This is a genomic window from Nonomuraea sp. NPDC005650 (genome assembly GCF_040605375.1).
Classification (GTDB): Bacteria; Actinomycetota; Actinomycetes; order Streptosporangiales; family Streptosporangiaceae; genus Nonomuraea.
In genome coordinates, this window is sequence record NZ_JBEXCR010000042.1 from 31,249 (window position 1) to 53,243 (window position 21,995).

The 21,995-nt window shown below is 68.8% G+C and carries 25 protein-coding genes; 13 read left to right on the forward strand and 12 right to left on the reverse strand.

Features of this window, described 5'->3' with window-relative positions; translation table 11 throughout:
- The first annotated feature begins 34 nt into the window (after positions 1-34).
- The 6 genes from ABZS69_RS50285 (at position 35) to ABZS69_RS50310 (ending at position 3,797) form a co-directional block, all read left to right on the forward strand.
- Positions 35-259, forward strand: a complete 225-nt coding sequence (locus ABZS69_RS50285) for a hypothetical protein (RefSeq protein WP_355386998.1) — start codon at positions 35-37, stop codon at positions 257-259.
- A gap of 66 nt (positions 260-325) precedes the next feature.
- Positions 326-511 (forward strand): hypothetical protein, encoded by a 186-nt coding sequence (locus tag ABZS69_RS50290; RefSeq protein WP_355387001.1) that lies wholly within the window; start codon positions 326-328, stop codon positions 509-511.
- Positions 508-1,041 carry a PH domain-containing protein gene (locus ABZS69_RS50295; protein ID WP_355387004.1) on the forward strand — a complete coding sequence of 178 codons (534 nt, stop codon included), beginning with the start codon at positions 508-510 and terminating at the stop codon, positions 1,039-1,041. Before ABZS69_RS50290 ends, ABZS69_RS50295 begins: the two co-directional genes overlap by 4 nt.
- Positions 1,042-1,137: 96 nt before the next feature.
- Positions 1,138-2,481 carry a helix-turn-helix transcriptional regulator gene (locus tag ABZS69_RS50300; protein WP_355387007.1) on the forward strand — a complete coding sequence of 448 codons (1,344 nt, stop codon included), beginning with the start codon at positions 1,138-1,140 and terminating at the stop codon, positions 2,479-2,481.
- Positions 2,482-2,581: 100 nt separating this feature from the next.
- Positions 2,582-3,256, forward strand: a complete 675-nt coding sequence (locus tag ABZS69_RS50305; protein ID WP_355387010.1) for a FadR/GntR family transcriptional regulator — start codon at positions 2,582-2,584, stop codon at positions 3,254-3,256.
- Between the two features lie 88 nt (positions 3,257-3,344).
- Positions 3,345-3,797, forward strand: coding sequence for a universal stress protein (locus ABZS69_RS50310; RefSeq protein ID WP_355387013.1), 453 nt, complete (start codon positions 3,345-3,347; stop codon positions 3,795-3,797).
- A gap of 59 nt (positions 3,798-3,856) precedes the next feature.
- On the opposite strand, the gene soxR is transcribed toward ABZS69_RS50310, so the two are convergent.
- Positions 3,857-4,390 carry a redox-sensitive transcriptional activator SoxR gene (gene soxR / locus ABZS69_RS50315; protein WP_355387016.1) on the reverse strand — a complete coding sequence of 178 codons (534 nt, stop codon included), beginning with the start codon at positions 4,388-4,390 and terminating at the stop codon, positions 3,857-3,859.
- Positions 4,391-4,399: 9 nt separating this feature from the next.
- The gene (locus ABZS69_RS50320; protein WP_355387018.1) at positions 4,400-4,831 is read right to left on the reverse strand and encodes an Lrp/AsnC family transcriptional regulator; all 432 of its coding nucleotides are present in this window, start codon (positions 4,829-4,831) and stop codon (positions 4,400-4,402) included.
- A 55-nt stretch (positions 4,832-4,886) separates the two neighbouring features.
- Here ABZS69_RS50320 and ABZS69_RS50325 point away from each other — a divergent pair, with 55 nt between their 5' ends.
- Positions 4,887-5,801: an SMP-30/gluconolactonase/LRE family protein gene (locus ABZS69_RS50325; protein WP_355387021.1), complete on the forward strand. Its 915-nt coding sequence runs from the start codon at positions 4,887-4,889 to the stop codon at positions 5,799-5,801.
- A gap of 2 nt (positions 5,802-5,803) precedes the next feature.
- Here the strand turns inward: ABZS69_RS50325 and ABZS69_RS50330 are convergent, their stop codons facing one another.
- On the reverse strand, positions 5,804-6,532 hold the full coding sequence (locus ABZS69_RS50330; protein ID WP_355387023.1) for an ABC transporter permease: 729 nt from the start codon (positions 6,530-6,532) through the stop codon (positions 5,804-5,806).
- The gene (locus ABZS69_RS50335) at positions 6,529-7,434 is read right to left on the reverse strand and encodes an ABC transporter ATP-binding protein (protein ID WP_355387026.1); all 906 of its coding nucleotides are present in this window, start codon (positions 7,432-7,434) and stop codon (positions 6,529-6,531) included. Before ABZS69_RS50335 ends, ABZS69_RS50330 begins: the two co-directional genes overlap by 4 nt.
- A gap of 109 nt (positions 7,435-7,543) precedes the next feature.
- Here ABZS69_RS50335 and ABZS69_RS50340 point away from each other — a divergent pair, with 109 nt between their 5' ends.
- The 3 genes from ABZS69_RS50340 to dnaN all read left to right on the forward strand — a co-directional run bounded on the left by ABZS69_RS50340 (position 7,544) and on the right by dnaN (position 10,825).
- On the forward strand, positions 7,544-8,974 hold the full coding sequence (locus ABZS69_RS50340) for a histidine kinase (protein WP_355387029.1): 1,431 nt from the start codon (positions 7,544-7,546) through the stop codon (positions 8,972-8,974).
- The gene (locus ABZS69_RS50345; protein ID WP_355387032.1) at positions 8,974-9,627 is read left to right on the forward strand and encodes a response regulator transcription factor; all 654 of its coding nucleotides are present in this window, start codon (positions 8,974-8,976) and stop codon (positions 9,625-9,627) included. The genes ABZS69_RS50340 and ABZS69_RS50345 overlap by 1 nt, the downstream gene beginning before the upstream one ends.
- A 100-nt stretch (positions 9,628-9,727) precedes the next feature.
- Positions 9,728-10,825, forward strand: a complete 1,098-nt coding sequence (gene dnaN, locus ABZS69_RS50350) for a DNA polymerase III subunit beta (RefSeq protein ID WP_355387035.1) — start codon at positions 9,728-9,730, stop codon at positions 10,823-10,825.
- On the opposite strand, the gene ABZS69_RS50355 is transcribed toward dnaN, so the two are convergent.
- Positions 10,808-11,272, reverse strand: a complete 465-nt coding sequence (locus ABZS69_RS50355) for a MarR family winged helix-turn-helix transcriptional regulator (protein ID WP_355387038.1) — start codon at positions 11,270-11,272, stop codon at positions 10,808-10,810. The genes dnaN and ABZS69_RS50355 overlap by 18 nt on opposite strands.
- A 327-nt stretch (positions 11,273-11,599) precedes the next feature.
- Here ABZS69_RS50355 and ABZS69_RS50360 point away from each other — a divergent pair, with 327 nt between their 5' ends.
- A complete protein-coding gene (locus tag ABZS69_RS50360; RefSeq protein ID WP_355387041.1) occupies positions 11,600-12,085 on the forward strand; it encodes a GtrA family protein in 486 nt (161 codons plus the stop codon).
- 21 nt (positions 12,086-12,106) lie between these two features.
- Here the strand turns inward: ABZS69_RS50360 and ABZS69_RS50365 are convergent, their stop codons facing one another.
- Positions 12,107-14,866, reverse strand: coding sequence for a replicative DNA helicase (locus ABZS69_RS50365; protein ID WP_355387044.1), 2,760 nt, complete (start codon positions 14,864-14,866; stop codon positions 12,107-12,109).
- A 155-nt stretch (positions 14,867-15,021) separates the two neighbouring features.
- Between ABZS69_RS50365 and ABZS69_RS50370 the strand changes: the two genes are divergently transcribed.
- Entirely contained in the window at positions 15,022-16,323 is a 1,302-nt protein-coding gene (locus tag ABZS69_RS50370; protein ID WP_355387047.1) for an MATE family efflux transporter, read from the forward strand.
- Positions 16,324-16,470: 147 nt separating this feature from the next.
- Positions 16,471-17,943, forward strand: a complete 1,473-nt coding sequence (locus ABZS69_RS50375; protein WP_355387050.1) for an amino acid permease — start codon at positions 16,471-16,473, stop codon at positions 17,941-17,943.
- Here the strand turns inward: ABZS69_RS50375 and ABZS69_RS50380 are convergent.
- From ABZS69_RS50380 to ABZS69_RS50405, 6 genes are all read right to left on the reverse strand, one after another.
- Entirely contained in the window at positions 17,940-18,683 is a 744-nt protein-coding gene (locus ABZS69_RS50380; protein WP_355387053.1) for an amino acid ABC transporter ATP-binding protein, read from the reverse strand. The genes ABZS69_RS50375 and ABZS69_RS50380 overlap by 4 nt on opposite strands.
- Positions 18,680-19,576, reverse strand: coding sequence for an amino acid ABC transporter permease (locus ABZS69_RS50385; protein WP_355387056.1), 897 nt, complete (start codon positions 19,574-19,576; stop codon positions 18,680-18,682). Before ABZS69_RS50385 ends, ABZS69_RS50380 begins: the two co-directional genes overlap by 4 nt.
- Positions 19,573-20,430 carry an ABC transporter substrate-binding protein gene (locus tag ABZS69_RS50390; RefSeq protein WP_355387059.1) on the reverse strand — a complete coding sequence of 286 codons (858 nt, stop codon included), beginning with the start codon at positions 20,428-20,430 and terminating at the stop codon, positions 19,573-19,575. The genes ABZS69_RS50385 and ABZS69_RS50390 overlap by 4 nt, the downstream gene beginning before the upstream one ends.
- A 165-nt stretch (positions 20,431-20,595) precedes the next feature.
- The gene (gene rplI / locus ABZS69_RS50395) at positions 20,596-21,042 is read right to left on the reverse strand and encodes a 50S ribosomal protein L9 (protein WP_355387062.1); all 447 of its coding nucleotides are present in this window, start codon (positions 21,040-21,042) and stop codon (positions 20,596-20,598) included.
- A 14-nt stretch (positions 21,043-21,056) separates the two neighbouring features.
- Positions 21,057-21,293 carry a 30S ribosomal protein S18 gene (gene rpsR, locus ABZS69_RS50400; protein ID WP_020543048.1) on the reverse strand — a complete coding sequence of 79 codons (237 nt, stop codon included), beginning with the start codon at positions 21,291-21,293 and terminating at the stop codon, positions 21,057-21,059.
- Between the two features lie 63 nt (positions 21,294-21,356).
- A complete protein-coding gene (locus ABZS69_RS50405) occupies positions 21,357-21,917 on the reverse strand; it encodes a single-stranded DNA-binding protein (protein WP_355387065.1) in 561 nt (186 codons plus the stop codon).
- Positions 21,918-21,995 lie beyond the last annotated feature (78 nt).

Here is a 21,995-nt window from a genome sequence, read left to right on the forward strand (position 1 = left end):
GAAGGCAACTTCCGCATGCGCGTGGGGGAGCACGATGAGCGATCACACCGAGGCGGACCCGGCTCCGTACGCGGAGGTGGAAACAGTGCTGTGCGACGAGTTCGCCGGCATCCACTCCGCGACCACCGTAACCCGCTGCGTTGAAGCAGCGCACTACGGCGCGCTGGAGGTCACCGGGTACGCCCACCCAAGCCTTGTGGAGCGCATCGCGCGCAAGCACCTTCACGTCCTGGCCCTGGTGGCCAGTGAACGCGGCTGAACAAGATCGGAACTATCCCGCCAAGGCATCTTTACCCCGGCATCGGGGTGGGTAATGTATAGGGCGGTGGAGTGCAAGGGCACGGAGGCGACGGTGCAGGTCAAAAAAGTCCTCACATACGGTGGTATCGCATTTGTGGCGTACTACCTGTTCGCGCGACCATCTGACGCCGCGGACGCGGTGAGAGGAGCGTTCGACACGGTGTTCAACGCGGCCGACTCGCTGGCTCAATTTGTGAACAGCCTCTCATGAGACTTGTGACGCACGGGGACTCCGCGCCGTCGTCGGTCAACCGTTACCTACTCCCCCAAGAACAACAGTTCATCATGGTGCGGCGGCACCCTGCGATCTTGCTGCGTCCGATCGCTGAGGTGCTCGCCGGTTTGATCGTCGCGGGCTTGCTCAGCAAGTTCTTCGGAGGCAGCGATCAAGGTGGCACGGCGCTCGTCGTGGTGTGGTGGCTGTGGCTGTTGCTACTGGTGAGATTCGTGTGGAAAGTCGCGGAGTGGTCGGTCGATTACTTTGTGGTGACTTCCAAGCGGATGCTGCTGACAACGGGCTTGATCACCCGTAAGGTCGCGATGATGCCTTTGGGCAAGGTCACCGACATGAGCTTCCAAAGAAGTCTGCTTGGGCGCATGCTCGGTTACGGTGAGTTCATCCTCGAGTCAGCAGGTCAGGACCAGGCACTCTCGACGGTCGAGTACATTCCGTACCCCGAGACGCTGTACCTCGAGGTCTGCGGGATGCTTTTTCCCAGCAAGGACGAGAGCGACGATTAATCTCCTCGCGGGGAATTCTTCACTCGGGGATACCCGATTCGGCCACTTCATGCAATCATTGCGTGTTGTTGACCCTTCCCCGCCTTGAGAGATGAGATGCCGAGTCAGGGAACCATCGGTGACCGCGTCCGAGGACTGCGGCTGAACAGGCGGATGTCCCAGGCCCAACTGGCCGGACCCGACCTGTCTGACAGTTATGTCTCGCTCATTGAGTCGGGCAAGCGCACGCCGACTCCTGTCGTGGCCCGGCTGCTCGCCGAGCGGCTGGGGTGCACGACCGAGTTCCTCCTTCACGGGATCGAGCCTCGGCAGCGCATCGACACCGAGCTCGGCCTGCGCCACGCCGAGCTCGAGCTGCAACACGGCGATCCGTCCGTCGCCGCCGACCGCTTCACGGAGATCGTGAAGGCGGCCGACGAGGAAAACGCCATGCTGACCGCGCACGCCCGGTTCGGCAGGGCGCGTGCGCTCGAGGCCCAGGGTCGCCTCGGTCAGGCGGTGGAGGCGTTCGAGCGTCTGCGCAGGGAGGCCGCGGCTCACCCCGAGCGGCTGGCCGACCTCCCGCTCACAATCGCACTGAGCCGCTGCTACCAGCGGGCGGGCGACCGCCTGCGGGCCCGCGACCTGGCCACCGCCGCCCTTGAGCAGGCCGAGCGGCTGTCCATCACGCAGGGCGAGATCGCCGTCGACCTGGCAGCCGCTCTGGTCGAGGCACGCAGCGAGCGTGAGAGCGAGTCCCGCGAGCTGGGATACGTCAAGCGGGTGCTGGATCTGACCGGCGTTCCTGAAGTTGTGGACCGTTCCGGAGAGATTCAGGCGCTGTGGCACGCGAGCGCCGCCGCCGCTGCCGGCGAGGACTCGGCCCTGGCCGTGCGCCTCGCCGACGACGCGATCATGGCCGGCCGCCAGACGCGGCTGTCGCTGCAACTGGCCAGGACCGCCATGCACTGGTCCAGGCTGACCACCGTTCCGGCCGACGAGGCCGAGCAGCTCGTCTCGGCCGCCGCCGGGGCGTTCGCCGCCTCTCCCGGCACGGCGCGCGAGCATGGCGAGAGCCTCATCGTGCACGCGCGGGTCATGCTGCGGACCGGCGCCTCGGCGCGGGCGAGCGAGCTGGCGAACACGGCGCTGGGCCTGTCGCCCGAGCACGCCGGCACCACGCCGGCCGAGGCCCACCTCGTGCTGGCCACCGTCGCGTTCGAGGAGGGGGCCGACGCCGCCGCGCACCTGCGCGACGCCCACCAGGCGCTCGACACGCTCGACCGGCCGGTGTTCGGATCCGACCGGCAGGCCGCCCGTTGCTGGCGTGAGCTGGGCGACCTCTACGGCAAGGCCGGGGCCGGCACGCAGCAGACCGCCGCGTATCGTAAAGCCCTCGAAGCCGCCGGAGTCCGTTCTGTCATGGCGGGGGTGACCCTCGACGCCACAGTTTCGCGCTGACCCTCCGGGAGCTCCAGATTTGGCGTTTTGAGTCTGGAATAATTAGGGTCGACCAGTCATTGACTCATAGGATGATTGGTTTCCCCGGAGGAGGCGGACTGTGAGTCTGCGTACGGCGCAGCGGGCCTCGCTCGTCGACCAGGTGATCGATCAGCTCAAGGAGCAGATCACCTCAGGGTCGTGGCCAATGAACGGCAAGATCCCGACCGAGACGGTGCTCGCCGAGCAACTCGGGGTGGGCCGCAACACCGTTCGGGAGGCCGTACGCGCGCTCACGCACGCCGGGCTGCTCGAGTGCCGTCAGGGGGACGGCACTTACGTCCGCGCGACCAGCGAGCTGTCCGGCGCGATGCTGCGCCGGCTCAAGCAGGCCGAACAGCTCGAGATCCTCGAGGTACGCCGTGCGCTCGAGGTCGAGTCCGCGCGCCTGGCCGCCACCCGGCGTACGGACGACGACATCAAGCGCATCGAGGCGGCCCTGGCCGAGCGGGACCGGGCCTGGGAGCTGGACGACCCCGACTACTTCGTCGAGGCCGACCTGGCCTTCCACATGGCCGTGGCGCACGCGACGCACAACCTGGTGCTGATCGACCTCTACGAGGACTTCTCGGCGGCCCTGCGCGCCAGCATCACGGCCGCGGGCACCTCGCTCAACAAGAGCTACATCCCGCACGACGCCATCGCCCGCGCCATCGCGGCGGGGGACGCGACGGCGGCCGAGCGGGCGGGCCACGCCTGCATGGAGCACATCCTCATCGCTCTCACCGAGTCCTGAGGGTGTGACAAAGGAGACAGCGGGCTCCGGAATGGCACCTGATCGCTTCAGTGCTTTAGCGAAAGAGTGAAGCGAAGGGAAGAATGCCATGACCATCCTTGTCGCCTATGACGGCTCCGCCGACTCGCGCGCCGCGATCGAGTTCGCGGCCAAGCACCTCGCCGCCGAGCCCACTGTCGTCATCACGGTGTGGGAGCCGCTGCTCGTCCAGCTCAAGAAGTATCCGCTGGCCGCGGGCGCCATCGACCAGAGCACCGAGGACGAGGCGCACGCCCAGGCCGAGCAGCATGCCCGGGAGGGGGCCGAACTGGCCATCGCCTCCGGGCTCTCGGACGTCACCTATCGGGCGGTGGCCGACAACGAGTCCATCTGGAAGAAGATCGTGGACGTGGCGGACGAGCTGGACGCCTCGTTGATCGTCACGGGGTCGCGTGGGCTGGCCGGGGTGCGGTCGGTGCTGCTCGGCAGTGTGTCCAACCACGTGCTGCATCACGCGCACCGGCCGACGCTCATCGTCCCGCCGGCCAAGCCCACCCGCTGAGCGGACAACCCCTCCGGGGTCCTTCAGGGGGATCGGAAGGGCCCCTCGGGGGTGGGTCGTCAGGACGCCGCGGGTAGAGACGGGTCCGCCCCGGGGTCGCAGCCGGTCGACGTGGCGCAGAACTTCTGTGGCGTGCAGAGCCGGGTGTCGATGCGGCGCGCGCCCGGCCCCTCGTCTCCGAGCCGGTCGTGCGGGTTGGCCACCGGGCACCGGTCGAGGGACAGGCAGCCGCACCCGATGCAGTCGGTGAGGTCGTCGCGCAGCCGCTGGAGCTGCTCGATCCGGTCGTCGAGCTCGCCGCGCCAGGCCGCCGACAGCCGGGCCCAGTCGTCGCGGTTGGGGGTGCGCTCGTCCGGCAGCTCGGCCAGGGCGTCCTTGATGGTCTTCAGGGGGATGCCGATGCGCTGGGCCAGCCTGATGAACGCGACCCTGCGCAGGCTGTCACGGGTGTAGCGGCGCTGGTTGCCGGCCGTACGACGACTCTTGATCAGGCCCTTGGCCTCGTAGAAGTGCAGGGCGGACACGGCGACCCCGCTGCGCTCGGCGAGCTGGCCGACGGTGAGCTCCTTGGTGTTCCAGGCGACCTTCGTCATACCTGGAGATTACTTGAGGGTTCGCTCGAAGAGGGTCTCCAGGACCACGATCGTCTGCGTGCCCGTGACGCCGTCCACTCCGAACACCCGGCGCAGCACGTCTTGGAGCTCGACCGTCCCGGCCGTACGGACCTTGAGCAGCACCGACGCGGGGCCCGCGATGACGTGCGCCTCCTCGATCTCCGGGATCGCCGCCAGCCGGTCGGCGCTGTCGCCCATCCAGGTGCTCCCGTCCACGAGCACGTACGCCGCCACCGTGCGCCCGAGCGCCTCCTGGTCCACCTCGACCGTCGTGCGCCTGATCACCCCGCGCTCGCGCAGCTTGCGCACCCGCTCGTGCGCGGCCCCGCTGGACAGCCCCACCGCCTGGCCCAGCACCGCGTACGACCGGGTGGCGTCCTCCTGCAGCAGTCCGATCAGCATTCTGTCGATCTCATCCACAGCCGAATGATATCCAGTCATATACCGGAGATGTCGAACAGGATATTGTGACGGCATGACGGACACGATCCCCACTGAGTTCGAGGTGCTCGACGAGCGGTTCGCCGGGGTGGGCGGAGACGACTACGTCGAACGCCTGCACACCGGCACCCGCTGGGCGGAGGGCCCTGTTTACTTCCCGGCCGGCCGGTTCCTGGTCTGGAGCGACATCCCCAACGAGCGGATGCTGCGCTGGGACGAGATGACGGGCGCGGTCGGGCTGTTCCGCCAGCCGTCCGGTTACACCAACGGCAACACCCTCGACCGCGAGGGCCGGCTGATCTCCTGCGAGCACGGCAACCGCCGCGTCACCCGCACCGAGCACGACGGCTCGATCACGGTCATCGCCGACCGGTGGGAGGGCAGGCGCCTCAACAGCCCCAACGACGTCGTGGTCCGCTCCGACGGGTCCGTCTGGTTCACGGACCCGCCGTACGGGATCCTCAGCAACTACGAGGGCTACGCCGCCGAGCAGGAGATCGACGGCTGCCACGTCTACCGCGCCGACCCGGTGACGGGCGAGGTCCGCGTCGTGGCCGACGACTTCGTCCGCCCCAACGGCCTGGCGTTCTCGCTCGACGAGAGCCGGCTCTACGTGGCCGACACCCGCATGAGGCACCTGCGCGTGTTCGACGTGCGCGAGGACGGCACGCTCGCAGGCGGCAAGGTCTTCGCCGAGGGCACGGAGCAGGACAGCTTCGACGGCCTGCGGCTCGACGACACGGGCCGCGTCTGGGCCGCGGCGGGCAGGGCGGTGCTCTGCTACGACCCCGACGGGACGCTGATCGGCCGGCTGAACATGCCGGAGCCCACGGCCAACCTGGTGTTCGGCGGGCTCAAGCGCAACCGGCTGTTCATCGCGGCCTCGTCCTCGCTCTACTCCCTGATGACCAACGTCACCGGCGCGCGCCCGGTCTGGGCCGGGCGCTAGCCTCACTCCCACCTGAACAGCCGCACGGCCAGCCCACCGAAGATCACCAGCCCGGCGGCCACCACCGCCAGGTGCGCGAGCTGCGGCGCGTGGCCCGCCCAGGTGTCCCTGAGCGCCTGGGCGAACGGCCCCGCGACGGAATAGTCGCTGACCACCTTCAGCGCGTCCGGCATGATGTCGCGCGGCACCCACATTCCCCCCAGGAACATCAGCGGGAACATCACCGCGGACCCAATCCCCGGCGCGACCTTCGCGTTGGGCGCCAGCGCGGCGATCACCAGCCCGATGGCCTGCAGGGAGGCGCTGCCGAGCAGGAAGACCAGGACGAACCCCACCCACTCCCGCGGCGCCGCCGCCCCGAACACCAGCGAGCCCGTCACGATCAGCAGGGCCGTGGTGACCGCTCCGACCACCAGGTTGATCAGGAGCTGCACCCCCAGCAGCCGTGCCGGGTGCACGGGCGTGGTGGACATCCGCCTGAGCACCCCTTGCTCGCGGTACGCGGTCAGCACCGCGGGCACCACGCTGCAGGCCAGGGTCAGCAGCGAGAGCAGCGTCATCAGGCTCGGCAGCTGCGTGTCCACGGCCCGCTCCCCCGATGCCCCGGGCTGGGTCATGTCCGGGATGCTGAGGCCCAGCACGAGCAGGAGCGCGACCGGCAGCCCGACCGTGAAGAGCAGGAACGGCCATTCGCGCAGGTGCAGCTTGGTCTCCACGAGGAGCAGCTTCATGACAGCTTCCTTCCGGTGAGCGCGAGGAACGCGTCGTCGAGCGTGGCCTGCTCGATCCGCAGGTCTCCTGGAACGATCTGGTGCTGGGCCAGGGCGAGCGTGACGGCCGGCGCGAGGTTGCCGGTGCCGCTCACCACGAGCTGGTCGCCGCTCCTCGTGACCTGCCGCACCTCGGGCAGGGCCCGCAGCACGGCGTCGTCGACGGGCCCCGACGGCCGGAACCTCAGCCGCTGCTCCCCGCCCACCTGCGCGATGAGCCCGGCGGGCGTGTCCGTGGCGACCACCTTGCCCACGTCGATGAGGGCGAGCCGGTCGCAGAGCCGCTCGGCCTCCTCCATGAAGTGGGTGACCAGCACGATCGTCACGCCCGAGTCGCGTACCTGCTGGACCAGCTCCCAGGTGTCCCTGCGGGCCTGCGGGTCGAGCCCGGTGGTCAGCTCGTCCAGCACCGCCACGCGCGGCCTGCCGACCAGGGACAGCGCGACGGAGAGCCGCTGGCGCTGCCCGCCGGAGAGCTTCTTGAACGCCGTGTCGCGCTTCGCGCCGAGGCCGACGCGTTCGAGCAGCTCGGACCAGTCGGCGGGGTCGGGGTAGAAGGAGGCGTAGAGGTCCATGGCCTCCCACACCTTGATCTTGTCGGGCAGCGCGGCGCTCTGGAGCTGCATCCCGAGCACTCGCCGCAGCTCGCCCCTGTTGAGCTGCGGGTCCAGCCCGGTCACCCGTACGGTGCCGCCGTCGGGCACGCGCAGGCCGGCCACGCACTCCACCGTGGTGGTCTTGCCCGCGCCGTTCGGGCCGAGGATGCCGAAGATCTCACCCTCCGCGACCTCGAACGACACGTCGTCGACCGCCAGGTGGTTCGGGTACTGCTTGCGCAGGTTCCTGACTTCGATGACTTTCATGCAGACGACGCTAGAAACACGGCGTTCGCGGGGGAATCCGGTTGGATGTCGGGCAAGGGTGTATCTAGGTGCAATGGTCTGACCGGGGCCGTTGGCCCAGACTGGGAGCATGCTGCTCCGAAGGTTCGGCCAGGCTGCGGCGCTGCTCGGGCTCCTCCTCCTTGAGGTGCAGGCGATCGCGCTCAGCCTCGTCATGCTGCTGCTGTCGTTCGGCCTGGGCATGGTGTTCCTGTATTCGCCGCAGGTCCAGCTGGTCAGGAGGATGGCCGAGCTCAACCGGCGGCTGGTGGGGCGGTGGACCGGCGTCCACATCGAGTCTCCGTACCTGCCCGAGCCCCCGCCTCCGGTGCCGCAGTCGGACGGCATGTACCGCTCCGACCGGACCCTCTACAAGTCGCCGCGGATCCCCGCGTGGAACAACCGGTGGAAGTGGCTGGTCTCCGACCCGGCGACCTGGCGCGACACGATCTGGCTGGTGCTCGAACCGCTGGTGAAGCTGGCGCTGCTGCCGGTGTTCGTCGTGCTCCCCGAGCGCGGCCTGCGGGTCTACGCCCTCTGGAGCGACATGCTGCTCCGCCCGACCGCCGCCAGCCGCCTGGCCAGCCAGGTGAGCCACCTCAAGCGGACGCGTAACCTGGCCGCCGACTCGCAGGCGGCCGAGATGCGCAGGATCGAGCGGGACCTGCACGACGGCACGCAGGCCAGGCTGGTGGCGATCGGCATGACGCTGGGCGCGGTCGAGCAGCTGGTCGACGACGACCCCGCGGCGGCCAAGGCGCTGCTGTCGAAGGCCAGGGACGCCTCCTCCGAGACGCTGACCGAGCTGCGCAGGGTCATCCGCGGCATCCACCCGCCGGTGCTGGCCGAGCGCGGGCTCGCCGACGCCGTACGCGCGCTGGCCATAGACAGCCCGTTGCAGGTCACGGTGGACGTCGATCTGCCGCACCGGCCCGAGGCCCCGGTGGAGGCGGCGGTGTACTTCGCGGTCAGCGAGCTGCTCTCCAACGCCGCCCGGCACGGCGACGCGCAGACGGCGACGGTGGACCTCAGCACCAACGGCCCGCATCTGCGCGTCACCGTCACCGACGACGGCATGGGCGGCGCCGACCCGGCCAAGGGCAGCGGCCTGTCCGGGATCGAGCGGCGGCTGGCCGCCTTCGACGGGGTGCTCGCCCTGAACAGCCCGGCGGGCGGCCCCACCACCGTGACGATGGAGCTGCCCCGGGTGCTGCCCGACCACTGGGCGGGCAGCCTGCCCAGGCTGCCGCGCTGGAAGGCGGCCATCGTCATCCTCCTCTGGGCCACGGCCTGGTGCCCGACGTTCCCCCAGGGGCTCGTGGCCGGCATCTTCAAGACGTTCGGCATCGAGGAGAAGACCTGGTTCCTCGCCCTGTACATGCCCGAGCCCTGGCAGTGGCCGGTCATCCTCGGCATGATCAGTCTGGGCCTGTGCATGCACATCCTGGCCATCTGGATACCCTCCAATCACAACCGCGACCTGTGGTTCGCACGAGCCACGCCTATCAAACCCTGGTGCTGATGAAGAACCGCGTACTCGTCGCCGAGGACCTCTACCTGCTCAGAGACGGGCTGGTGCACCTGCTCCAGGCCCACGGCTTCTCGGTCGTGGCGGCCGTGGAGAGCGGGCCCGAGCTGCTGCGGGGCCTGCTGGAGCTGCGGCCCGACGTCTCGATCGTGGACGTACGGCTGCCGCCCACGTTCACGGACGAGGGGCTGCAGGCGGCACTCGCGGCCAGGAAGCAGGTGCCGGGGCTGCCGATCCTGGTGCTGTCGCAGCACGTCGAGCAGCTCTACGCGCGCGAGCTGCTGGCCGACGGCTCGGGCGCGATCGGCTACCTGCTCAAGGACCGGGTCTTCAACGCCGAGCAGTTCATCGACGCCGTACGCCGGGTCGCCGAGGGCGGCACGGCCATGGACCCCGAGGTCATCGCCAAGCTGCTGGCCAGCAACGCCAGGAACGAGCCGCTGGCCGCGCTCACGCCGCGCGAGCGGGAGGTGCTGGAGGCCATGGCGGAGGGGCGCTCCAACACGGCCATCTGCCAGCGGCTCTACCTGAGCGAGAGCGCCGTGGCCAAGCACACGGCCTCCATCTTCGCCAAGCTGGGCCTCGCGCCGTCGGACGACGACAACCGCCGCGTGCTCGCCGTCCTCACCTATCTCAACAGCCGCTAGGAACCCTCCACCTGGGGTTGGTCCTCCGCGAGACTGCCGGACTTGTCGGTCGCACCGGCTATTTTCATAGAGGCACGGCGCGACGAAGGAGTGGTGACAGGTGAAAATCCGGGTTAACCGCGATGTTCTGGCAGATGCGGTGGCTTGGGCCGCCCGAGTCCTGCCCACCCGGCCTGTGGTGCCCGTCCTGTCCGGGCTGTTGCTGGAGGCGAGCGACGAGCTGACCCTGTCCGCGTTCGACTACGACGTCTCGGCCAGGGCCGCGGTCGACGCCGACGTGGCCGAGGCCGGCAGCGTGCTGATCCCCGGGCGGCTGCTGGCCGAGATCAGCAGGAGCCTGCCCGCCGACGACGTGGAGATCGTCACCGAGGGCGCCGAGGCGGTGCTGACCTGCGGGAGCGCGGAGTTCGGGCTGATCACGATGCCGGTCGAAGACTTCCCGACCATGCCCACGATGCCGCCGAGCATCGGCGCCGTCGGCGGCGGCGTGTTCGCCTCGGCGGTCGGCCAGGTCGCGGCCGCCGCCAGCCGCGACGACACGCTGCCCATGCTCACCGGCATCAGGGTCGACATCGAGGGCGAGTCGGTGGCCATGGCCGCCACCGACCGCTACCGCATCGCCGCCCGCGACTTCGAATGGCGCCCGGCCGGCCCCGACCTCGCCGTCTCCGCCATGGTCCCGGCGAAGGTGCTGGTCGAGGTGGCCAAGTCGCTGCGCGGCGGCGAGGTGTCGATCGCGATGGGCGACGGGGTGGCCGGGTTCGAGAGCGTCGGGCGCAGCACGACCGTGCGGCTGCTCGACGAGCAGTTCATCGACTACCGCGCCCGGCTGACCGCCGACTGGTCGATCAGGGCCGACGTGGCGGTGGCGCCGTTCGTCAACGCCATCAAGCGGGTCGCCCTGGTGGCCGAGCGCAACACCGCGATCCGGCTGTCGTTCAGCCAGGGCCAGGTGCTCATCCAGGCGGGCGGCGGCGACATCGGGCGCGGCGCCGAGGTGGTCGACTGCGAGCTGCGCGGCGACGACATCCAGATCGCGTTCCAGTCGCAGTTCCTGCTCGACGGCCTGACCGGGATCGAGAGCGAGCTGGCCCGCCTCAACCTGGAGTCGCCCACCAGGCCCGCCCTGATCCAGGACGTGCCCGGCGACGCCGAGCCCGCCTTCCGCTATCTCGTCATGTCACTCCGCCAGGGCTGAGCCGCCGGTCTGCCGCTCGGCGACCAGCTTGAACACCCTCTTGAACTCCGCGTACGCCTCCTCGCCCACGGCCTTCGCGTGCTCCGCCTCCATGGCGGCGAGGATGGCGTCCGACTTGACCATGTGATCGCGCCCCTTCTCGGTGGGCACGATCAGCTTGGCCCGCCGATCGGCCGGGTCCGGCTGCCGCTCCACGTAGCCCAGCTCGACCAGCTCGTCCACCAACGTGCCGATCACCTGCTTGTGCTGGCCCGACTGCGCGGCCAGGTCCGTGGCCCTGCTGCCCTCCTCGTCCAGGTACGCCAGCACCGCCCCGTGCCGTGGCCTGAGCGCGGGATGCCCCTGCCGCGCCAGCGTCTCGAACAGCTCCCGCTGCAGGCTGAAAAGGGTCCTGCTGGACAGGATGCCGAGATCGGGCTCCTCCTGCTTGCGCCGGCTCCTGCGCACCGTACACACCCTCCAGCTAGTCATCAATCCTGATTGTCACCGAATCTTACTATATCGTCGTCGCTCGACCGGGCTTTCCAGGGCGTGGACGCGTTGTGGCTGCTGACCGCCATGGGCCCGCAGGCGCCGCACGCCGGCATGAACGCCGTCTGAGCTGCTTCACGCAGAACCTTTTCGGCTCGGTCAACGGCGACGCCTTGTACGGCGCGACCGGCGGGGGCCGTCCGGCCCGGTCGTTCGCCGACTTCGCCCGTGCTCACGCTCCGCAGATCCGCGCCGCGTAGGCTCACCCGGGTGCCCCGAATAGCAGACGCAGTACTCGCGAGATTGCCGGAACCGCTGCACGCACTTGCGCTGAAGCACCATGAACTGCTGAAGTTCGCGGCGGTGGGTGGGACAGCGTTCTTAGTGGACAACACGCTGTTCTATGGGCTGAAGCTCACCATTCTGGAACCGAAGCCGGTGACCGCGAAGATCATCGCGGTGCTCGTGGCGACGATCGTGTCCTACGTGTTGAACCGCGAATGGTCGTTCCGGACCAGGGGCGGCCGCGAGCGCCGTCACGAGGCGGCGCTGTTCTTCCTGGTCAGTGGCGTCGCTCTGGTGCTCAGCTCCGCACCGCTGTGGATCTCCCGGTACGCACTTCACCTGGAGACCCCGGAGGTGAGCCTAATAACCCAGGAGATCGCCGACTTCATCAGCGCGCAGATCATCGGCACGCTGATCGCCATGGTCTTCCGCTTCTGGGCGCTCCGGAAATGGGTCTTCCCGGACGAGAAAGCCCAGTCCGGCAGCGTGGACCAGGCGGCTTGACGGCCGCGAATCCCATGAAGGTCAGTGCTGCGCCATGTCCACGAACCGGCTGTAGTGGCCCTGGAAGGCCACCGTCACCGTGGCCGTGGGGCCGTTACGGTGCTTGGCCACGATCAGGTCGGCCTCGCCCGCCCGCGGCGACTCCCGCTCGTACGCGTCCTCCCGGTGCAGCAGGATGACCATGTCGGCGTCCTGCTCGATGCTGTTGTGAACCGATATGCCGTTGGCGACGAAGTTGTGGGTTCCCAACACCGTGGCGTCATAGACCGGCTGCTCGCCCAGGCTCTCGATCGAGGCGACCTCGTCCCAGAAGACGTCGTTCGTCGCCAGCATCTCCATCTGGGCGTCATCCAGAATCGTCGCCACCCGGCCCAGGCGCTCCCGGCTGGGTGCGTGCTTCCACAAGGCGCTGCCGCAGAATTGGGTCCCCAGCGCGGCCGAGAACGCCCGATGGGTCATACTCTTCTCTGTCAGCACGTCACGAACACGGTCCCAGACCTCGCGGGGAACCGTGTCGAGGTTGGTGTTGCTCTTGGCTGCTCGCAGCGCTGGAAGACAGCGAGCAGCATGCTTTGCGCGTTCGCCGTACACGCCCACCTCCTCCAAGAACCGGAGCTGGTTCTCCGCGCCGTAGATATGCAGTTGATACCCCGGCCGGTAGTTGCCCTTCTGTGTCGTCTTGATGCGAGTCATCACGTTGAACCGGAGCAGCAGCCGCGCGACGTCGTCGATCAGCCGTCGGCTCGTCGAGGCGTAGTAGATCCGCGACTGGCCGAGCTTTTCGTCCCACCAGACGCATCCGTCGGTCGCCCACAGGTGCCGCAGGAACAGGGCGATCTGCTTCTTTGACAGAGAGAAGACCCCCTGGGGAACGAACTTGTCGTGACTGCGAAGGCCGAACAGACCCAGGCTGTCAAGCCAGGCGGCGATGGGGTTGCGCTTGCCGTGCGTGAGACGGTAAGGGGCAGGCAGCCGCAGCGTGGTGACCCGCGCGGCGGCATAGTCGTCCCGGACTGCGCTCACTCCGAAATGCGTGGCGGCCATCGTCACAGCTTCCAGGCAAGTCTCGTCCTTGCTCGCGTACCGAATCGGCTGGTTCCTGACGAACGAACCATCTCCGATCATGTGCCCCAGGAGGATGACCTCCTCCTCAGACCACTCCTGAAGATCCTGAGGTGCAGGAACGTGGCGCGGAACGGCGAGGCGAGTACCCGGACCGATCTCCCCCAGAGGACGCCAGCCGTCGTAGGTCATGAAGGGGTGATTGGCCGTCGCCTCGATCTCCCGGCCCGACGTCAGCCGTAGCCTGAAGACCTCCTTCGTACCGCTTGGAAAGACATGCGTCATGGTGCGCTGCACGAGCCGCAACTTCTCATCCAGCGACCACACGGGAATGTCGCGTGCGCCGGACTCCAGAAGCGCACCCAGTGACACCTCCGCGCCCGTGTCGGCCCGAAGGACCCGGGTATCCGCCGTCAGGCATCCGGATTCACGCAGGTCGCTCACCGCGGGGCGCTTGTCCGTGCGCTGCTCCGGACCACGGTTGAGCTGGGAGATCGCGATGACCGGCACCTCCAGCTCCTTGGCCAGCAGCTTGATCGCACGGGAGATCTCCGAGACCTCGTTCTGGCGGCTCTCGGTCTTCTTCGGCGAGCTCATCAGCTGGAGGTAGTCGATGACCACGAACCTCAGGTCGTTACGCTGCTTGAGCCGCCGGCACTTGGCCCGGATCTCCATCATCGACATGTTGGGCGAGTCGTCGATGAACAGCGGCGCCTCCGCCACCTCGCTCATCCGCCGGGCCAGGCGCGTCCAGTCGTCGTCGCCCATCATGCCCGAGCGCATGGCGTGCAGGGCGACCCGGGCCTCGGCGGACAGCAGACGCATGGTGATCTCGTTGCGCGACATTTCCAGCGAGAAGATGACCGTGGTCATCCCATGCTTGATAGCCGCAGAACGGGCGAAGTCCAGACCTAGCGTACTTTTACCGATGGCCGGGCGGGCGGCCACGACGATCATCTGGCCCGGGTGGAGGCCGTTGGTGAGCTGGTCGAGGTCCTGGAAGCCGGTCGGCACGCCGACCATCTGGCCGCCGCGGCTGCCGATGGCCTCCAGCTCGTCGAGGGCTCCCGGCATGATGTCGGCCAGGGGCGCGTAGTCCTCCGAGGTGCGGCGCTCGGTGACCTTGTAGATCTCCGCCTGGGCGCGGTCGACGAGGTCGTCGACCTCTTCGTTCTGCCCGCCGTAGCCGAAGGAGACGATGCGGGTGCCGGCCTCGATGAGGCGGCGGAGGATGGCCTGCTCCCTGACAATCTTGGCGTAGTAGCCCGCGTTGGCCGCGGTGGGGACGACGGCCGTGAGGGTGTGGAGGTAGGCGGCCCCGCCCACCCTGGCCATCTCGCCGCGCTTCTGCAGCTCGTCGAAGACGGTGACCGCGTCGGCGGGCTCGCCCCTGCCGTAGAGGTCGGTGATGACCTCGTAGACCATCTGGTGGGCGGGCCGGTAGAAGTCGTCGGAACGCAGGATCTCGACGACGTCGGCGATGGCGTCCTTGGACAGCAGCATGCCGCCCAGCACGGACTGCTCCGCCTCGATGTTGTGCGGGGGGGTGCGCTCGAACCCAGGCCCGGCGCCCGTCTCCTCGTCAATGCTCACCGCGCCCCCTCGAACTTGCAGGCGGTCGCACCACCCCCACTTGTAGCCGACCGGTCTGACAGTTTCTCGGAGTCTCGGGCCTACGGCAACGCGACCTGTGGACAACCCTGTGGCCAAGCTGTGCACTACTGTGCCCAGGGTGTGAAATGCCTGTGGACAGCGGCTGTGGATAACTCCTGTGGATATCCACCGAAGGGCTGTTGAGCTGGGCAAACGGTATCCACCGGCTGTGGAGAAAAGAAAGTTTCGCCGACACGCCGCGTAATGGCCATAATGGACAAATGCTCATTACCCCCAGGGATCGGGAGATACTCCGGCTGGCCGTTCCGGCGTTCGGCGCCCTGGTGGCGGAGCCGCTCTTCCTCCTCGCCGACTACGCCATCGTGGGGCATGGGCTGGGGACCACGGCGGTGGGGGCGCTGGGCGTGGCGGGCACGGTCCTGGCGACCATGGTGAACCTGTGCGTCTTCCTCGCGTACGGCACCACGGCCTCCGTGGCGCGGCAGACGGGCGCCGGGAACCACGCTCGGGCCATGCGCAGCGGGGTGGACGGGATCTGGCTGGCGCTGGCCATCGGCGCGCTCCTGATCGTCGTGTGCTGGCCGCTGGCTCCCGCCATCGTGGAGCTGTTCGGGGCGGCCGAGGGGCAGGCCGCGCAGGCCGTGACGTACCTGCGGATCAGCCTGATCGGCGCGCCCGGCATGCTGGTCGTGCTGGCCGGGACGGGGGTGCTGCGCGGTCTGCAGGACACCGTGACGCCGCTGGTGGTCGCCATCGGCTCGTTCGTGCTGAACGCGGTACTGAACGCCTGGTTCGTGCTGGGGATGGGCTGGGGCATCGCCGGGTCGGCCTGGGGCACGGTGATCGCCCAGACGCTGGGCGCGGCCGTCTACCTCGTCGTCGTGGCGCGGGGCGCGCGGCGGCTGGGGACGCCGCTCACGCCCGGCCTGGCGGGGGTCAAGGAGGCGGGCACGGCCGGGTTCGCGCTGGTCGTCCGCACCCTCTGCCTGCGGGTGGTGCTGCTCGCGGCCACCGTGATCGCCACCAGGATGGGCGAGGCCGAGCTGGCCGCGTACGCCCTCGCCACCCAGGTGTGGACGCTGCTCGCGTTCGCGCTGGACGCCATCGCCATCGCCGGGCAGGCCATCACGGGACGCTCTCTCGGCGCGGGGGACGTCGCGTCCACCAGGGCCGCGACCAGGCGGATGGTGCAGTGGGGCCTCTGGTCGGGCGCGCTGCTCGGCCTCCTGGTGGTCGCCGCCAGGCCGGTGCTGCCCGGCCTGTTCGACGCGGACCCGCGGGTCGCCGAGCTGCTGCTGGCGCTGCTGTGGCCGGTGGCGGCGTTCCAGCCGGTGTGCGGGGTCGTGTTCGTGCTCGACGGCGTGCTGATCGGCGCGGGCGACCAGCGCTACCTGGCGTGGGCGGGGGTGTGGACGACGGTGGCGTATCTCCCCGCCGCCTTCCTGGCCTCCGGCTTCGGGGTCGTCGCCCTGTGGTGCGCGCTCGGGGTGTGGATGCTCGCGCGGCTGGTCAGTCTCGTACGCCGGGCCGCCGGCACCGACTGGCTGGTGACCGGGGCGTAGAAGCGGGTCGCTCTGGGCGCAGGCCCGGCTACCTGCAGTGATCTGCGGAAACACCGCTGCCTGCGCGTGCTCACCTGTAATCGTCCTGTGCTTGCTGTTGTCCGAGTGGTGAGACATTGTGGGCGCGTTCCCTGAGCGGGGTGTTCCTTGTCCACGATTCTGCGGCGACTACCGCCCTCCGAGGCGACCGGCTTACGCACACGCGCCCGGCACAGCCTGGCCGAGCTCTACCGCCCGGCCGATCTGGTGGTGCTCGGACTCGGCGTGATCATCGGCGCCGGCATCTTCTCCATCGCCGGGCAGCAGGCGGCCACCACGGCCGGCCCCGGCGTCATCCTGTCCTTCATGATCGCGGGCATCGCCTGCCTGCTCGCCTGCCTGTGCTACGCCGAGCTGTCGTCCACGATGCCGACCTCGGGCAGCGCCTACACCTTCACGTACGTCATCTTCGGCGAGGTCTGGGCGTGGATCATCGGCTGGGCGCTGATCCTGGAGCTGCAGCTCGCCGCCGCCGTCGTGGCCAGGGCGTGGGCCGCGATCACGGTCGGGGCGATCTCGAACTTCGGGATACGCGTGCCGCGTCAGGAGCTCGTCGGCGGCCTCCTCGTGTTCGTGATCCTGGTGGTGCTCACCGGCGTGGTGGCGCTCAGCGCGCGGATCGGCCTCCGGGCGCTGTGGATCATGGTGGCGGCCAAGCTGCTGGCCATCGGCGCGGTCATCGTCGTGGGCCTGCCCCACATCGACGTGCGGAACTTCGGCGAGTTCCACGTGCCGTCCAAGATCCTGCCGAAACCGCCCACGAGTGTGCTGGAGATCCTGTTCGGGCAGAGCCATGCGTTCGGCTGGTTCGGGATCTTCGCGGCGGCCTCGGCCATCGCGTTCGCGTACATCGGGTTCGACATCGTGGCCACCTCCGCCGAGGAGACCGTGAACGCGCCCACCGCCGTGCCCAAGGGCATGATCCGCAGCTTGATCATCGCCACCGTCCTCTACCTCGCGGTGGCCCTGGTCATGGTGGGCATGGTCCCGTACACGAAGATCTCCGAGAGCGCGCCGCTGACCGGGGCGTTCCGGGCGGTCGGCGTGGACTGGATGGTGCACGTCATCGACGTGGGCGCGGTGCTCGGGCTGACGACGGTGATCCTGGTGCTGATCGTGGGGCAGACGCGGGTGCTGTTCTCGATGGCCCGCGACGGGCTGATCCCCCGCGGCCTGGCCACGGTCAGCCGGAAGTATCACACGCCGACGCGGGTGACGCTGGTGATCGGGGTCGTGGCGATCGTGCTGGCCGAGTTCGTGCCGGTGCTCACGATGCAGGAGCTCGTGGTGATCGGCACGCTGTTCGCGTTCGCGTTCGTGGCGGCCGGGGTGATCGTGATGCGGCGGCGCATGCCGTACCTGGAGCGGGGGTTCAGGGTGCCGCTCTCGCCGCTGCTGCCCGGACTGTCGCTGGTGACCACGCTCTGGCTGATGGTGAACCTGCGGGTGCTCACCTGGGCGTGGTTCGCCCTGTGGATGGCCTTCGGCCTGCTGGTCTACCTCGTGTACGGCCGGCGCCACAGCCTGCTGGCCCGCCCCCGGATCCCGATCGAGCCGGTACGCGGACGCCACCGGCGCTAGAGCCGGCCCGACTCCAGCACGCTACGCAGGAACTCCCTGGTGCGAGGGTGCTCCGGCTCGGTGAAGATCTGCTCGGCGGAGCCCTTCTCCAAGAGCACACCGCCGTCCAGAAAGCACACCGTGTCCGAAATATCGCGACAAAAGCTCATCTCGTGGGTCGTGAGGATCATCGTCATGCCCGACTCCTTGAGCTCCCTGATGACCCCCAGCACCTCCAGGACCAGCTCGGGGTCGAGCGCCGAGGTGACCTCGTCCAGCAGCATCAGCCTGGGCTGCGTGGCCAGCGCCCGGATGATGGCCACCCGCTGCTGCTGCCCGCCGGAGAGCTGGTCGGGGTAGGCCCGCGCCTTGTCCGCCAGCCCGAACCTGGCCAGCAGGCCGTGCGCCTGCTCCTCGGCCTCTCCCCTGGCCACCTTGTGCACCTGGCGCGGCGCGAGCGTGACGTTGTCCAGCACGGTCATGTGCGGGAACAGGTTGAACGCCTGGAACACGATGCCCAGCCGCTTGCGCACGTCGTCCACGTTCACGCGCGGGTCGGTGATGTCCTCGCCGTCGAGCAGGATCACGCCGTCGTCCACGGTCTCCAGCAGGTTGACGCAGCGCAGGAGCGTGGACTTGCCCGAGCCGGAGGCCCCGATGAGGCTCACCACCTCGTGCGGGCGCACCTCAAGGTCGATGCCGCGCAGCACGCTGTGCCCACCGAAGTTCTTCCACACCCCGTCTAGAGTCAGCACACTCATGCTCCACGCCTCCTGCGCGTGCGGGCCGCCAGGTGGTCGGTGAGCCTGGCCATGGGGATGGTGAGCAGGATGAACAGCAGCGCCGCCGCCAGGTATGGGGTGTAGTTGAACGTGCTGGCCGCGTGGACCTGCGCCTGCCTGAGCGCCTCCAGCGGCCCGATGGTGGCCACGAGCGCGGTGTCCTTCTGCAGCGAGACGAAGTCGTTCAGCAGCGGTGGGACGACCCTGCGGGTGGCCTGCGGCAGCACCACGAACCGCATGGTCTTGACGTGGCTCAGCCCCAGCGAGCGGGCCGCCGCGACCTGGCTCGGGTGGATGGACTCGATGCCCGAGCGGAACACCTCGGCCACGTACGCGCCGTACGAGAGCGTCAGCGCGATGATGCCCAGCGTCGCCAGGTCGGACGGGATGCCCTGCAACCGGAGCGCGGGCAGCCCGAACCCGATCAGGTAGATCACCAGGACCGTCGGCACGCCCCGGAAGACGTCGGTGTAGAGCGTGGCCAGCGCCCGGACCGGGAAGAACGCGGGCTTCCTGATCCCCCTGGCCAGCGCCACCAGCAGCCCGACGACCAGGATCAGCACCTCGGCGATCAGGAAGATCTTGATGTTGAGCAGGAAGCCGGTCAGCACGTCGGGCAGCGCCTTGACGAACTCGTCAGAGTCGAAGAACGTCTTCTGCACCCGGGGCCAGCCGGGTGAGTTCGTGACGATCCAGACGACCAGCACGATGAAGACGATCGTCGAGCCCGTGGCGATCGAGGCCGAGCGGCGGCCGTGCGACCTGCGCACCCGCTCCCGCTCGACCTGCCGCTCCGACTTGACCCACTCGCCCGGCACAGTCTGCTCGGACCCGCCGGACTCACCCGCGACAGTCTGCTCGGACTCGCTCATCGCAACTCTGGCGCGCCCGCCGCCGAGCCGAGCCACTCCTGCTCGATCTTGGCCAGCTCGCCCTTCGACTTCAGCGCCTCGACGGCCTTGTCGACGCACGGCTTGAGCGCGCTGCCCTTCTCCATGACCAGCCCGAACTCCTCGGGCGTGCCACCCGTCGAGCTGAACTGCCCCACGATCTTGGACTTCTCGACCTGCGCGGCCGTCACGTAGAACGCCGTCGGCAGGTCCACGACCAGCGCGTCAACCTGCTTGTTCTTCAACGCGTTGACGGCGTCGATCTGCTCGTTGTAGACGTTGGGGTCGTCGGCGGGCTTGATGACGTTCTTGACCGCGTCGAGCGAGGTCGTGCCCACCTGTACGCCGATCTTCGCGTCCCGCAGCTCGGCCAGGCTCTTCGCCCCCGCGAACTTGCTCCCGTCGATCGCCACGATGGCCTGCTTGACGGTGTAGTAGCCCTTGCTGAAGTCGACCACCTTGGCCCTGTCGGGCGTGATGGACACCTGGTTGACGTCGAAGTCGAACTGCTTCGCCCCGGGGGCGAACGCCGAGTCGAACTTGATGGTGCTCCACTGCACCTCGGTGCGGTCGAAGCCGAGCTCCCCGGCCACGGCGAAGGCCACCGCGCTCTCGAAGCCCTTGCCGTTGCTCGGGTCGTCGTCCTTGAACCAGGGCTCGTAGGCGGGCTTGTCGGTGCCGATGGTCAACTTGCCCGCGTTGACCAGCTTGAGCTGGTCCTTGGTGCACGCGGTGGACGCGGACGCGACCGGGCTCGCCGAACTCGCCGTGTTGTCGACCGGCGCGCAGCCGACGAGCGCCACGGCCAGCGCGAGCAGCATAAGGGGACGGGCCATGGCCAAGCCTCCAGGGGGAACACGCGAAAGAACGAACGCATTCTACGCTGGCCGAATAGGAAATTACGCCCGGCGGTGCCCCTGACCATGGAGTTGGCCCAGCCGTAGGAGCCCGGACGCGCGAAAGCCCCCTCCGGACGGAGAGGGCTTTCACAAAAAGGGCACTCAGCCCGCGACAACCTCGACGTCCACCGAGGCCGAGACCTCGGGGTGGAGCTTGACGGTGACGCGGTGCGAGCCGACGCTCTTGATCGGGTTGACGATCTCGATGCGGCGGCGGTCGAGGATCGGGCCACCGGCGGCCTTCACGGCGTCGGCGATGTCGCCCGTCGTGATCGAGCCGAACAGGCGGCCCGACTCGCCGGCGCGCGTGGTCAGGCGGACGCGCAGCGCGCCGATCTGACCGGCGACCTCCTTGGCGGTGCCGAGGTCGCGGATCTCGCGAGCGTCGCGAGCCTTCTTGATGGTCTCGATCTGCTTCTCGGCGCCCCGCGTCCAGCGCATGGCGTAGCCGCGCGGGATGAGGTAGTTACGGCCGTAGCCGTCCTTGACCTCGACGACGTCGCCAGGGGTGCCGAGGCCGGAGACCTCGTTGGTGAGGATGAGCTTCATATCGACAGGCCTCCTTAGCGCGCGGTGCTCGTGTAAGGCAGCAGAGCCACCTCACGCGCGTTCTTGATCGCGGTCGCCACGTCGCGCTGGTGCTGGGTGCAGTTGCCCGTCACCCGGCGCGCACGGATCTTGCCGCGGTCGGAGATGAACTTCCGCAGCAGCGCCGTGTCCTTGTAGTCGACGTAGGAGATCTTGTCGTGGCAGAACAGGCAAACCTTCTTCTTCGGCTTGCGCAGTGCCGGCTTAGCCATCGTGGTGCTCCTTTCAGAGCCCCGCCTTCCGGGCGGGAATGGACTCGGGCTTGTGGACAGGTTTTAGAAAGGCGGTTCGTCGCTGAAGTCGCCACCGCCGCCGCCGCCGCCGGCGAAGCCGCCGCCGCCCTGCTGGCCGCCGCCGTAGCCGCCGCCACCGCCGAAGCCGCCGCCCCCCTGGGGCTGGGCGGGCGTGGCGGAGGCCCACGGGTCGTCGGACGGACCGCCGCCGAAGCCGCCACCGCCGCCACCCTGACGGGAGGTGCGGTTGACCTTGGCGGTGGCGTTACGCAGGGACGGGCCGACCTCGTCGACCTCGACCTCGTAAACGGTGCGCTTCTCGCCTTCCTTGGTCTCGTAAGACCGCTGCTTGAGCCGCCCCTGCACGATGACCCGCATGCCGCGCTGCAGGCTCTCGGCGGCGTTCTCCGCCGCCTGCCGCCACACGTTGCAGGTCAGGAAGAGGCTTTCGCCATCCTTCCACTCGTTGGTCTGGCGATCCATGAACCGCGGAGTGGACGCGATGCGGAATCGAGCCACCGCTTGCCCCGTCGGGGTGAAGCGCAGCTCCGGGTCGTCGACCAGGTTGCCGACGATGGTGATTACGGTGTCGCCTGCTGCCATGGCTAGCGCTCGCCTTCCTGCACGCCTTCGCTTGGATTACGGCTCAGAGTACGGGGCTTCCCCGACAAAAGCCGGGGG